The 12,224-nt window shown below is 65.0% G+C and carries 14 protein-coding genes; 8 read left to right on the top strand and 6 right to left on the bottom strand.

What is annotated here, in order from left to right:
* Positions 1-244: 244 nt before the first annotated feature.
* Positions 245-1,000, bottom strand: a complete 756-nt coding sequence (locus AB0C62_RS38765) for a GntR family transcriptional regulator (RefSeq protein WP_362981513.1) — start codon at positions 998-1,000, stop codon at positions 245-247.
* 78 nt (positions 1,001-1,078) lie between these two features.
* Here AB0C62_RS38765 and AB0C62_RS38770 point away from each other — a divergent pair, with 78 nt between their 5' ends.
* From AB0C62_RS38770 to AB0C62_RS38795, 6 genes are all read left to right on the top strand, one after another.
* Positions 1,079-1,357, top strand: coding sequence for a hypothetical protein (locus AB0C62_RS38770; protein WP_362981515.1), 279 nt, complete (start codon positions 1,079-1,081; stop codon positions 1,355-1,357).
* Between the two features lie 12 nt (positions 1,358-1,369).
* Positions 1,370-1,681, top strand: a complete 312-nt coding sequence (locus AB0C62_RS38775; protein ID WP_362981517.1) for a hypothetical protein — start codon at positions 1,370-1,372, stop codon at positions 1,679-1,681.
* A 217-nt stretch (positions 1,682-1,898) separates the two neighbouring features.
* Positions 1,899-2,123: a hypothetical protein gene (locus AB0C62_RS38780; RefSeq protein WP_328554998.1), complete on the top strand. Its 225-nt coding sequence runs from the start codon at positions 1,899-1,901 to the stop codon at positions 2,121-2,123.
* The gene (locus tag AB0C62_RS38785; protein ID WP_362981519.1) at positions 2,120-2,863 is read left to right on the top strand and encodes a GntR family transcriptional regulator; all 744 of its coding nucleotides are present in this window, start codon (positions 2,120-2,122) and stop codon (positions 2,861-2,863) included. The genes AB0C62_RS38780 and AB0C62_RS38785 overlap by 4 nt, the downstream gene beginning before the upstream one ends.
* Positions 2,860-3,162 carry a hypothetical protein gene (locus AB0C62_RS38790; protein WP_362981521.1) on the top strand — a complete coding sequence of 101 codons (303 nt, stop codon included), beginning with the start codon at positions 2,860-2,862 and terminating at the stop codon, positions 3,160-3,162. Before AB0C62_RS38785 ends, AB0C62_RS38790 begins: the two co-directional genes overlap by 4 nt.
* A 187-nt stretch (positions 3,163-3,349) precedes the next feature.
* On the top strand, positions 3,350-5,452 hold the full coding sequence (locus AB0C62_RS38795) for a restriction endonuclease (RefSeq protein WP_362981523.1): 2,103 nt from the start codon (positions 3,350-3,352) through the stop codon (positions 5,450-5,452).
* A gap of 19 nt (positions 5,453-5,471) precedes the next feature.
* Here the strand turns inward: AB0C62_RS38795 and AB0C62_RS38800 are convergent, their stop codons facing one another.
* Together AB0C62_RS38800 and AB0C62_RS38805 are read right to left on the bottom strand one after the other, a co-directional pair.
* On the bottom strand, positions 5,472-5,630 hold the full coding sequence (locus AB0C62_RS38800; RefSeq protein WP_362981525.1) for a hypothetical protein: 159 nt from the start codon (positions 5,628-5,630) through the stop codon (positions 5,472-5,474).
* Positions 5,631-5,699: 69 nt separating this feature from the next.
* Positions 5,700-5,912, bottom strand: coding sequence for a transposase (locus tag AB0C62_RS38805; RefSeq protein ID WP_362981527.1), 213 nt, complete (start codon positions 5,910-5,912; stop codon positions 5,700-5,702).
* A gap of 286 nt (positions 5,913-6,198) precedes the next feature.
* Between AB0C62_RS38805 and AB0C62_RS38810 the strand changes: the two genes are divergently transcribed.
* Positions 6,199-7,008 (top strand): hypothetical protein, encoded by an 810-nt coding sequence (locus AB0C62_RS38810; protein WP_362981529.1) that lies wholly within the window; start codon positions 6,199-6,201, stop codon positions 7,006-7,008.
* A 150-nt stretch (positions 7,009-7,158) separates the two neighbouring features.
* On the opposite strand, the gene AB0C62_RS38815 is transcribed toward AB0C62_RS38810, so the two are convergent.
* The 3 genes from AB0C62_RS38815 to AB0C62_RS38825 form a co-directional block, all read right to left on the bottom strand.
* Entirely contained in the window at positions 7,159-9,633 is a 2,475-nt protein-coding gene (locus tag AB0C62_RS38815) for a tetratricopeptide repeat protein (RefSeq protein ID WP_362981531.1), read from the bottom strand.
* Complete coding sequence (locus AB0C62_RS38820; protein ID WP_362981533.1) at positions 9,630-10,061, bottom strand: hypothetical protein; 432 nt, start codon at positions 10,059-10,061, stop codon at positions 9,630-9,632. Before AB0C62_RS38820 ends, AB0C62_RS38815 begins: the two co-directional genes overlap by 4 nt.
* A 640-nt stretch (positions 10,062-10,701) precedes the next feature.
* Entirely contained in the window at positions 10,702-11,169 is a 468-nt protein-coding gene (locus tag AB0C62_RS38825) for an NUDIX domain-containing protein (RefSeq protein ID WP_362981535.1), read from the bottom strand.
* A gap of 18 nt (positions 11,170-11,187) precedes the next feature.
* On the opposite strand from AB0C62_RS38825, the gene AB0C62_RS38830 reads away from it, so the two are divergent.
* The gene (locus tag AB0C62_RS38830; RefSeq protein WP_362981537.1) at positions 11,188-11,967 is read left to right on the top strand and encodes a GntR family transcriptional regulator; all 780 of its coding nucleotides are present in this window, start codon (positions 11,188-11,190) and stop codon (positions 11,965-11,967) included.
* The last annotated feature ends 257 nt before the right edge of the window (positions 11,968-12,224 follow it).

The raw sequence follows: 12,224 nt of genomic DNA on the forward strand, positions 1-12,224 counted from the left end.
CTCGTTGATGTCAACGTTGGATGTCACCGAAACAGCCCCGGAAATGGGCAGACCTCCAACGGTTCCTCGGGCCGGTCAGCCCACTGCCACCACGTGTGCCGGTTCGCGCACCGCCACAACGCCCGACAGGTCCGTCGGCCGTCGTCTTCCCGTCCGGCGAGCACCAGGCCGCCCGACCTCAGAGGCCGGTCGCACTCGGGACAGGGCGGAACATCGTCGGTCATAGGGAGAACTCCAGACAGGGCTACCGGTTGATCGGGATCTCGTAGACGATCTCGCAGTGGGCCGCAGGCACCACGATGTCCGCCGTCTCCACGGGACGTCCTTCGTCGCTGTAGTACGTCCGCTGGATGTGGGTGACGAGCGCGGCTTTCTGGATGCCGAGCAGCGATGCCTCCTCGGCGGTCGCCTGCCTCGGCTCCGGCTGCTCCACGGCGTGGCTGACGGTGACGCCGATCGCGGCCATGCGGTTCACGACGCCCGCTCCCGCGTGCGGCCCTCCCTCGGGGAGGACGACGAGAGTGCCGGCGGTGAGGTCGTACGGCTCCCAACTCGTCGACAGCTGTACGGGCCTGCCCTCCGCCAGGAACTCGTACACCGTCCGGACACACAGCTCGCCCTCGACGACGCCGAGCCGGGCTGCGATCTCCGCCGGAGCCGGCACCTTGGCGTCGGTCCGGCTCTCCCAGTCGCCCTGTCTGCCCAGCGCCTTCATGTCCGCCCGGAACGGGGAGCCTTGGGGCTGCTCGCGCGCCGATGAACGCACCACCCGTACCCGCTTCCGGGGCTCGGCTACGTACGTGCCCGATCCGGCGCGGCCCTCCAGGACTCCTTGGGAGATCAGTAGCTCCTGGGCCCGGCGCACCACGTTCTCGCCCACGCCGCACTCCTGGCCGATCTGGGCGCGGGACGGTAGGCGGTCTCCCGGCTCCCATGCGTGTTCCGCGATCCGCCGCCGGAGTTCGTCGGCGATGCGGAGATAGGGCGGCTGCTCAGGCATATGGAAAATCTAGTCCACTAGCTCTAATCTAGTTAACTAGCTTTACGCAACGTGATTGCCGGTGACGGAGGCTGCCCTGTGCCCGCTTCGGGAGTTAGCGCGGCGGCCTTCGCCGCCCGGCTGTCCGCCATCGGGCTCCCCGTGCGCCTGGAGGAGCACGCCTTACACACGTCAGTCGAAGCGGAGGTGCCGGAATCGCTCTCCGCCGAGTCCTGGCGGGAGGTCCTGGAAGTGGTGGCCGAGGCCGATCGGTTCGGGCTCCTCGCCACCAGCCTGAACGGCCGAACCCTCTGGGCGGTCGTACGCAAAACGGTCCCCACGACGGGCGATGTCGGGGGACCGGGCCATCAGCGATAGGAGCTGAACAGCGTGCTCAACCGTATCCGCCGCGCCGTCTCCCTCACCAGGGCGCGTTACTCCGCCGAGGGCAGGCACCGCCGCCCCTTAACGCCCGTCCGACCGCCGACCGCTTCCGCTTTCCCCGCGACCGCTGACGCGTTGACGGTCGAGCTGGATTGGGCCTCCACAGACGCGGACCGCCGGCACTCGCTCGTAGGCGAGGACATCGCGCTCGTCCGCCCGTACGTGCTGGCCTGGGAGAAGCGTGTGCGCACGCGCTCGGTGATCGTCGTTCCCCATCTGCCGATCAGTGCGTGGTCGGCCCTCGCGGGGGTCCACTGATGCCCTCGATGTCCTCAATGCCGTCTCGTCGACATCTCCGCAGCGCGGACGCCTCGGCCGTTCCCTACCGCTCGACCGCCTGCCGCATCGGCACTCACCCCGCCTGCGCAGAGTCCTCCCCGGCTTCGGCCCCGGTCGACCTTCCCGTGATCTATGAAGCGTGCGACTGCCCATGCCACCCGGCAGCCGACCGATTCCCCACCACAGAGGTGCAGCGATGAACGCATGGGCCCCCGGCGGCGCGCTGGTCGCCAGCATCGAAGTCACCGCGACCACCGTGCAGCGCGGCGACGTCATCCAACTGGGCGGCCGTGCCTGCCGGGTGAGAGACCTCTTCCAACTCTCCCAGGGGGCCAAGCAACTGGTCTTCGAGTCGGGCGAGCTGCTGACCATCCACGCGCGCACCCGGCTCGTCGCTGTGCGGTCGCTGAGAAGGCGGTGACCGTGTCCGTACCCTCTCGTCACCACAACATCGCAGACGACCTCCGCCGCCAGATCGCGACCGGCCGCATCCAGCCCGGTGAACGCCTGCGGTCCGAAGCCGACTTGGCCGATCGGTACAAGGTCAGCACGGTGACGCTACGGAGAGCTCTCTCCGTGCTTCAGGTGGAGGGCCTCGTCGAGAAGATCCACGGCAAGGGCAACTTCGTCCGCCTCCCCCTTCGCAAGATCATGTACGTCGGCGGCTGGGGAACCCTGGACCCGTGGACCGCGGCCGAAGCGGCTCTGCGTGTCACCGTTCGCACCACCACGATTCAAGCGCACGGACAGCTCACGACCTTGCTCAACGTCCCTGCGGGCAGCCCACTCGCCGAGTTCTCGTGCCTCAGCCTCGAAGGAGCGTCACCGCACGGACTGGCCCGCATCTATGTCCCGCGCGACTTGGCGCTGGCCGGAGTGCTCGGCGAAGAATCCGCGTACGGGGAAGCCGCCACGAGATTCGCCGTGCTCGGTCCGGCGCCGGCCGCTGTCAGGGAGACGGTATGCGCCCGCCCACCGACGCCGGAGGAAGCATCGATCCTTCGGATCGGCTCCACCGTGCCCGTCCTCGCCATCACACGCACCGCGACCAACTCCGCCGGGCGCGTGGTCGAAGCCGCACTGCTGGCCTTCCCTGGCGACCGCATCGACGCCGTCTTCACCACCCACCACGTGATCGACGAGAGGCAGACGCAAGGATGACGGCACAAGACGAACTACGACTTCTCCCCTGGTCGGGCCCCGGGGGCAATCCCTGCTACCTGAGCACCGACGACCGGGACGGTTTCATGTCCCGCCTGGCGGACAACATCGAGGCGGTCCAACTCGGCACGGCTGCCGAGCTGCTGGAGCGAGCCTCCGAGACGCTCGACGACCAGGACACGGACCCGGAGGAAAAGCACCGGCTGGCGAAGGAACTGACCGGGGCCCTCCGAGACGTCCTCCGCGTCGCGATCAGCCGCGGTCACCTGCTGGCGGTGAACGAACCACACGGCACCTGAAGAAGCGTCCGCACGACGACGCCTGCCGCTGACGCCCCTCTCTTCGGCGCGGGGAGGGGAGCCCGAACACCAATCGGGCTCCCCTCCCCGTCGTGCTGTGCTAGAGATCTTTAATGGGGTGGTGCTGCAGGAAGTAATATGAGGGGTTCAGTAAATCTGGAGCCAGAAGGGATGGGGCAGGGAAAAGATGATGGATCCGGACCACCTCAACGCAGCCGACAGTCGCCAGTTCGCCACCTCGGATATGGCCGCTCCGACAATCCAGCGAAACAAGTGGATGCAGCAGGCGTCATCTGTGCCGAACCTCTTGTGCGGGAAAGACGAAATGTTCCCGCTCACTCTTGAACTCGTTCGGATGATTGGCAATGGTGAAGCTCTTGATATCGACGCGCGCCCGACCCTATCGAGTGTAGAGTCGTCAAGGACCTGGCGGCAATATTCATATGTGCTGCGTCAGATGGGATTGGTCCAGAATCGAAAGGGAGTCCTCCGGCTGACCGCCGATGGTTCCGAGTTTCTATCAGACGAGTCGCGCTCACGTCTCGCCTCTTTGATGGCTGATCGAATCCGACTATTCGCAGAGGTGCTCGGGCTCCTCGTACGCGAGCCGCTGACGGTCGAAGAGGCTAATGCCGAATTGGTCGAGTCGTATAATCTCGACTGGAAATCCGTGAACAATACACGCCTTCGGATGACGTGGCTTGAGGTCCTGGGAATGGTCGAATGGCTCGGAGGGCGGAAGCAAAGCGCGACTCCTGATGGTCGTACGCTCTTTGCCACCTGGGAAATCGTGACGCCTTCGGCCCTGGAAATTCACGACTCAGGGGAAGTTATTGACATCCCTGAAGCTCCAGAGGAGATTGCCACCCTTCTCGAACAGCTAGCCACAACTCAAGGTGCCCAAGAGGCTAGGAACACCTACAACATTTGGGTTCCAAGCCCAAAGGAAGACCCTAACAAAATTGAAAATATGCGAACGTGTATTGCGGCAGCAGCAGATCAGATTGAAAAGGATGCACTGCTGAGATTCATTGCAGATCGGTTCGGCCTGAAGCGCAGCAGTGTTGACTCCATGCTGCCCTTCATGCGGGCTGCTGGGCTTCTGCAAGAAGTTCGTCGCGGAGTATTCTCCGCGACTCCAGCAGCCAAGGCATGGCTGCATTCAGGCTCGGATATTGATTTCATTCGAATCCTTCACGCAAATATGAAATTCGTCGGCGAGCTGATTCGTGCAGCGAAGGTTAACGTTTCACGGAATGATGTATATCAAGAAGGAATCAAGTATGGTTTGAACAAGGACAAGGTGCGTTGGCTTACGGCTTTCATGGTTGAGTCGGGCCTGCTCGTCGAGACATCTTGGTCATCAGTACAGGCCACAGCGACTGGACTGCTCCTTATCGAGACACTTCCTCTTGCTGAACCAAGCATTCCGAAGGTCGCTACAGAGCATGAGTCAGCGTCCGCATTGACACCACAGGTGCTAAGCGAACCGGATGAAGTCTCCCGCATTGTGGAGTCGCTAAAGCGCACATCAGTCGACCCGTCCGCTGACGGGGGAACGCCAGGTGCGGCGTTTGAAGGGTGCATCGAGAAAGCGTTCAGGCGCATGGGTTTCCGTGCGCAGCGAATTAGTGGTCCTGGCGACACTGACATCGTGGTGCAATGGTCCGATAATAACGGATCATTGCGGACTGCAATTGTGGACGGAAAGTCGACGTCATCTGGTCGAGTCTCACACAACAACGTGAGCGACGTGGCCATTGACACGCATAAGGAAAAACGCTCCGCGGAATACGTTGCAATCATTGGTCCTGCCTTTAGTGGCGACACAATCAAGAATATGGCCCAGAAGAAGCAGTGGGCACTCATCACCGCTGAAGAGTTGGGTCAAGTCGTCAGCTCATCCGAGGCACTTGGCCTGAGGCCAGTGGATATCGGAATTCTGTTCGAGGTGCCGGATGGGTTGTCAAGGCTAGCCGGCCTAATCGACGCGCGACAGCGGGAGCTTGATATCTTGACTCTCGTGATTTCTCGACTGAAAGTTGAGTCAGAAACGGAAGAGGCGGTTTCGGCTCGTGACATTTCACTGATTGAGCGCGCGTCGCAGTTGGCGCCAAATATCGATGAGCTACTTGAGATGTTCAGGCTGTTTGATCGCCTTGACCTGGACATTGTGCGAAATATCGAGGACGTACCAGATCCGCGTTACGCAACCTATCGGATTGGGGATGCGCGACCGGCAGCAAAGCGCCTTCGCGCTCTTGCAGATGCAATTGAGAGGAGCCTCTAGAGATCTTCAATGACTGAGGTTACGGTGGTTGGAAGTCGAGGTCGGTCTTGGCGATGAGGTCGTCGATGAGGCCGGGTCGGTACTGCATCCGTTTGAGTCGGGTCTTCACCAGCGCGGTGAGCTGGTCGAGGCTGTGTTTGGTGAGGTTGGCCAGCGACCTCTTCAGGTGCTCCTGCACACCTCGACCGGATTAACTCGGTTGCGTACGGCGGAAGCTGGTAGATGGTCAGCCATAATCGGGCGTCGATCAGCTGGCGCATAGTGCGGCTGCGCGCTTGTTCAAAATAGCCCAGACCGGGACGATCGGTCCGCCGAGCTGCTGGTGTGCGGCGTCGAGCAGTCGGGCGTAGTCGGTCTCGGTGAAGCCTTTGCGCCGGCCTTTGGCGGGGCCGCAGGCGAGGTGGATGCGGTAGATCAGCCGGGGCCGGCGACCGGACTTGGTGCAGATCAGCGCTGCCATGGGGACGCGTTTGGTGCCCACGGCAGTGACCCGCACGACGGGTGTGTGGCCTCGGCGCCCCCAGGTTCAGCCTTTGGGCGGCCCCAGGCCTTGGCCCGCTTCGCCCTCGAAGCAGAGCCACGCGCCCAGGCCCGCCGCCCTCTCTTATGACGGGCCGCTGCTCGTCCTTCCAAGCGGCGATCCTCGCCAGAGTCCGGCGCTGGTCTGCCCAGCCGACGGCGGCCGGCTGGCATCCAACACCGACTGCACGCGATGTCTGAATCTCAGTCGACGAAAGTCAGCCACGATGGCGAGTGCGTCGACCGACCAGGCGCGCGTATACGGAGCACTCGTCCCCGGACAGAAGTCCGACACCCTGATTGTGGTCCCCACCATCAGCGACGTCGCACCTCTGGACCTGGCAACGGCCTTCGAGTCCGCGGCCAAGACCACCGGTCGGCCGCTCACTGTCCAGCAGTACGCGCCGCATCCGCTGGCGAAGAAGGACCCGTTCGGCGTCGTCGTCTCGCTCTTGCTGGTTCCGCTGCTCGTCGGGGGCTATTTGGGTGCCACCGTGCTCAGGACCACGACCGGGACTCCTACGGGGCGTTGGCGAGGGGCCGTCATCGTCGGCTTCGCCGTTGTCGCCGGCCTGGTCGTCAACCTCATCGTGTGTTACTGGCTTCAGGGATATCCCAGCCAGAAATTCTGGATCGTCTGGCCGATCGTGTCGCTCATCATCGCCGCGGTCGCCTTCGTCGCCGCCGTGCTGCAAAAGCTCCTCGGCGCCGCCGGAACACTCGTGACCGTCATCGTGGTCATCCTCTTCGGCAACCCCTCCTCCGGCGGAGCCAACGGAGTCCCCTACCTCCCCGGCTTCTGGCACGCCATCGGCCCCTACCTGCCACCCCGCAACGCCTACATCCTGCTGCGCAACACGATCTACTTCGACGGCCACGGAACAACCCAAGCCTTGATCGTTCTGCTCCTCTACCTGGTGGTCCCGGCCGCCGCCCTCGGCTTCCTCAACTGGTTCCGCACCCCGCAGATCCCGGTAGCCCCCGAGACCGAGGTCGAAGCCGCGGCAGTGACCGCACCAGTCGGCGGCCTGCCGTAGTCGCAGCACTTCCGCCGGGAATGCCGCGTTGTAGGGGGCGGGCATGGTCAATAGCAGGGGGACCATGCCGCCTCGGGTTGACCGCACGAGGTGGGACGCGACCTTCTGATCCGTAGCTCTACAGAGATCGGTCGGGGGCGGTCATACCGGCTACTCGTTGGAGGCTGAGAGTGGTTGGCGGTCAGGGTCGGTCGCTCGGGTTGCTGTACCTGGTTGCTGTACAGCTGCCGCAGTTTTGCGGGCGCCAGCGAGGTTGTTGCGGCTGGTCAGGGTGTTGGGGTGGGTGTCGCCCAGGACCTGCTCGCATTGGGCGAGGGTGGCCTCGTACAGGGGGATGGCTCGTTCCAGATCCCCCGCATCCTGGTAGGCGCTGGCGAGGTTGTTGCGGCTGGTCAGGGTGTTGGGGTGGGTGTCGCCCCGGACCTGCTCGCACTGGGCGAGGGTGGCCTCGTACAGGGGGATGGCTCGTTCCAGATCCCCCGCGGTCTGGTAGGCGTTGGCGAGGTTGTTGCGGCTGATCAGGGTGTTGGGGTGGGTGTCGCCCAGGACCTGCTCGCACTGGGCGAGGGTGGCCTCCAGTAGGGGGATGGCCCGTTGGTCCCCCGCGGTCTGGTAGGCGCTGGCGAGGTTGATGCGGCTGGACAGGGTGTCGGGGTGGGTGTCGCCCAGGACCTGCTCGCACTGGGCGAGGGTGGCCTCCAGTAGGGGGATGGCCCGTTGGTCCCCCGCGGTCTGGTAGGCGCTGGCGAGGTTGATGCGGCTGATCAGGGTTTCGGGGTGGGTGTCACCCAGCACCTGCTCGCACTGGGCGAGGGTGGCCTCGTACAGGGGGATGGCTCGTTCCAGATCCCCCGCATCCTGGTAGGCGTTGGCGAGGTTGTTGCGGCTGGTCAGGGTGTTGGGGTGGGTGTCGCCCCGGACCTGCTCGCACTGGGCGAGGGTAGCCTCCAACAGGGGGATGGCTCGCTTCAGATCCCCCGCGATCTGGTAGGCGTTGGCGAGGTTGTTGCGGCTGATCAGGGTGCTGGGGTGGGTGTCGCCCAGGACCTGCTCGCGCTGGGCGAGGGTGGCCTCCAGTAGGGGGATGGCTCGCTTCAGATCCCCCGCGATCTGGTAGGCGTTGGCGAGGTTGTTGCGGCTGGTCAGGGTTTCGGGGTGGGTGTCGCCCAGCACCTGCTCGCACTGGATGAGCGCGGCAGTGCGCAGCGCGATGGTGTGGGCGTCGCGGCCTTGGTAGTACAGGTACTGGGCGCCTTGGTGGTAGGTGTTGGCGGTGTCGACTGAGGCCGCGTTGTCCGTGGGCGTGGTCTCGGCGAGGGCGAGGATGTGAGGAAGCAGGCGTTCCCAGGCTGTGGTGTCTTCAAGGGGCAAGTCCTGGGACGCGCTGGGCAGGGCGTTCCGGACGGCCTGTTCGGCGTCCGCTCGACCTGGGGCCGTCGGCTTGATGTCGTTGTTGTTTGGTTCGGCTGCGGTGCGGGTGCGTAGCACGGTCTGGACGAGTCGGTGGACGGTGACGCTCTGCCGGTCTGTGGTGAAGGCGATCATGTTGTAGGCGTGCAGTTCGCCCAGAGCGTTGTTGAGGGCAATGGTGTGGGGGGCGAGGGGTTCAAGGAGTGTTCGGGGGATGTCGTCGGGGGCGAGCCATGCCATGGCCTGTAGGAGGGTGACGGCCAGGGGGTCGCGGACTCTGATGGCATTGAGTGTTTGGTCCCAAATCCGGGCGATGGTCTGTTCAGGGCTTGGGGCGTCGCGGTTCTCGTCTAGGACGAGCGCGAGGTGGGCACGATAGGTGTCGAGGTCGATACCGGTGCGGTGGGCATAGGCACCGGCCTGCTCCAAGGCCAGAGGGAGGTAGCCGAGGTCGTGGGCGAGCCGCTTCGCCGCCTCGCGCTGCCGGCTGCCCACAGCGGCGCCTTGAAAGGCGATGGCGCACAACAAGTCAGTCGCTTCGTCTGAGGGCAGCAGGCCCAGAGAGACTATGGGAGCCAAGGCTTGCCATCCGGTTGCGCGGCGGCTGGTGGCGAGGTGGTGCCCCCCGGAGAGCGTGCCCAGGTAGGGGGCGAGGTGTTCTGGGTTCTCGACGTTGTCGAAGATCAGGAGCCAGTTGGGGTGGGCCTGAAGCCAGGTGATCGCCCAGGCAGCTCGTTGGTCCGGCTCTAGCGTCTGCGCCGATTGCGGGCACAGGCGCTGGGTGATCCCGGCGAGGCTGGTGAGGATCGACTCGGGGGAGTCGGCGGTGATCCACCACACCAGTGTGTAGTTGCTTCGGTAGCGGGTGGCGTAGTGCAGGGCCAGGGCGCTCTTGCCCACACCTCCAAGTCCGCTGATCGTCTGAGCCGGAGTTCGTTGAGGCTGCACTACGGCTGCCGAGCCGCCGCCCGTCAGCGAATCCCGCAGACCGGATAGTTCTGCTTCACGGCCGATGAACACCCCCGACGACGATCTCGGCAGGTACCCGGCCTGCGCGGGTGCTTTTACGTCCAGGGCCGATTCCACAGCGTCTTTGGGCAGGACGACGACCCGCGTGTTGTCGCCGCTAACCGCGACCTCGATGGACTCGGCCCCGATCGGCCGCTCTCCGGACACACTCACTCGGGTCGGCTCTCCCGAGGCCGGCGCGTTCACTGCTGCGGCGGATGGATCGTGGTGTTGTCGCCAGAAGCCGCGATGCCGATGTGCTGCGCGCCAATCGCACGGGTCCCCGACACGTTTACCGTCACCCCGCTCTGGGGCGGAAGCAGTGCCGCCACCTCACGGGCAAGTTCGGCATCCTCACGCAGCGCCAGCTTTATCTGACGGCGCAGCATGGCCGCCGCGTCCGCGTCGTCCGGCTCTGCGGCTGCCTCATCCACCGCGCGCTCCAGCGCCGCCTGTCCTTCCTCGTCCCGTCGGCGCCACACCAGCCGTACGATCCGCTGGCCCAGCCCTGCTGTCTCTTCGACCGCCGCGTCCACCGCCGCATCCCCGGCCCGATGCAGAATGCCCGCGCCATAAGCAGTAACGGCCGCCGACAGATACGGCCCGGCCTGCCCCATCAACTGCACGATCTCCACACTCACAGCCCCTCCGGGGGTACCCATCACTCCACCTACGGAGTGACTAAACGTAGGAGGCAACAGCACTCGGTGAGTACAGAACGGCAAAACCATCCACCACGGTTCCAGCTCCCCGCACCAGACCGTCTACGTCATCCGGTTCAGGCCCTCAACCACTACCAGAGTTACCGACTCCACACACCCGGCATCCGACCTTCCTTGCCCTTCAGCTTCCCCGGGCTTCCGTCCCGTCCGCCGTCGACCCACACACCGTGGAGCGGGCGTGGTTCATGGCGTCCAGGTGGAGCGCGCCACTGTACGAACGACCTGGACGCCATGGGCCGCGTCTGCTCGGCTCTGCCTGGGTCGACGGTGGACGGGATGGGAGCCCACCACTGCTCACCACGATGTGCCCGCGGCCGGGAACGGCGCCCCCTCCCACCCGGTGCCGGCCGATCCCCCGCCGGAGGCATCGTCTGTGACCGTGCGCCGAAGCCGTCGGGTACTCGACTCATGCCCCGGGCCTATCCACATGTGGGCGGGCGTCGGCGCAGCCGGGGCGGAGCGGGCCGAAGGCAGGAGCGGCGCCCCGAGCGGAGCCGGGAGCCCGCCCGGCGGAGCGGAGCGGAGCCGGGTGCTTGATGACGTAGGGAAAGTTCTACCGCGCTGCGATCAGGCTCTTACCGTCATGGCTCCGCACATGAGGCCCGTTGCCGTCCAAGGCGTCCAGGAGCCGGATCGCGAAGACCTCGGCCATGCGCTCGCTGACCTCTTCGGGCGTGAGCCAGTCGACCGCGGTTGATTCGCTGGACGTGCGTTCCGTGCCGCCGGAGGGCTTGCAGCGGAAGACCAGGGCGACGATGCCCCTGGTGGTGTTCTTGTAGACCCCGGTGAGCTGGTCCACCTCGACGTGAATGCCCGTCTCCTCGAAGACCTCGCGGGCGACGCCGGCCTCGGGGGTCTCGTTGAGTTCGAGTACGCCGCCGGGAAGTTCCCAAGTGCCGTTGTCCGCGCGGCGGATCGCCAGGAGCCGACCGTCCTCACCGATGACCACTCCGGCTACGGACACGGAGTGGAGCGGCGTTGACTCGCCTTCCTGGGCACTGTTACTCATGTGCAGGAGCATAGGAGGAAGAGAAGGACTATGGGAACAGCAGTAGGAGGTGAGCGGTCCGTACCTCGTTACGTACAGATCGCCGACGAGATCGTGCAGCAGATCCGGGCCGGTGTCATCAAGCCCGGCGACATGGTGCCCAGTGAGTCCGAGCTGGTCGACCGCTATGGCGTGTCAGGCGGCACGATCCGTAAGGCCATGGTCGAGGTGCGTGCGAGCGGGCTGGTCGAGACCCGGCACGGCAAGGGATCGATCGTGAAGGATCGGCCGCCCGTGCGCCATCGGTCCTCTGACCGCTTTCGGCGCTCCCTTCGGCAGGGTGGCAAGGCCGCATATCTCGCCGAGTCCGCGCAGTCCGGCGCCACGGCCAAGGTGAGCGTCCTCTACATCGGCCCGATGGAGGCCCCGGACGATGCCGCGGAACGACTGGGCGTCCCCGCCGGCACTCAGGTGCTCGCCCGGCGACGCCTCTACTTCCGCAACGGCACGCCGGTCGAGACGGCGACGTCGTACCTGCCGTGGGACGTCGTAAAAGACATCCCCGAGCTGTTCGCCGAGAACCCCGGCGGTGGCGGCATCTACGCCCGACTCGAAGACCATGGGCACGAGTTCGAGGAGTTCGTCGAGACCCTGCAAGGGCGGCCGGCCTCCAAGGCGGAGTCCTCGGAGCTGGCTCTCAGCCCCGGCGCCTCGGTCATCCACCTGATCCGTGAGGCCCGTACGACCGAGGGCCGCGTAGTCGAGGTCTGCGACACGCTCATGGCCGCTGACCAGTTCGTTTTCGAGTATCGGATCCCGGCCGTCGACTGACGCATCCTCAACTCCCCTCAGCCCGTCGCGAGTTCTTTCTCGCGGCGGGTTGACTCATGTACAGGAGTCATGCACCCTTCTTCATGTCACTCATATACATGAGTGACGGAGTCCAGCCTCTATAGAGGAGTGAATCGCTGTGCGTCAGATTCCCGTCGACACCACGAACGCGGCCGTGATGGTCGCCAAGGCTCCGCAGCCGAAGGTCAAGGACCGCCGAACCGGTGAGATCGCCCTCGATAAGGACGGCGTCACCC

It is taken from the genome of Streptomyces sp. NPDC048643, from assembly GCF_040650615.1.
Taxonomy (GTDB): domain Bacteria; phylum Actinomycetota; class Actinomycetes; order Streptomycetales; family Streptomycetaceae; genus Streptomyces.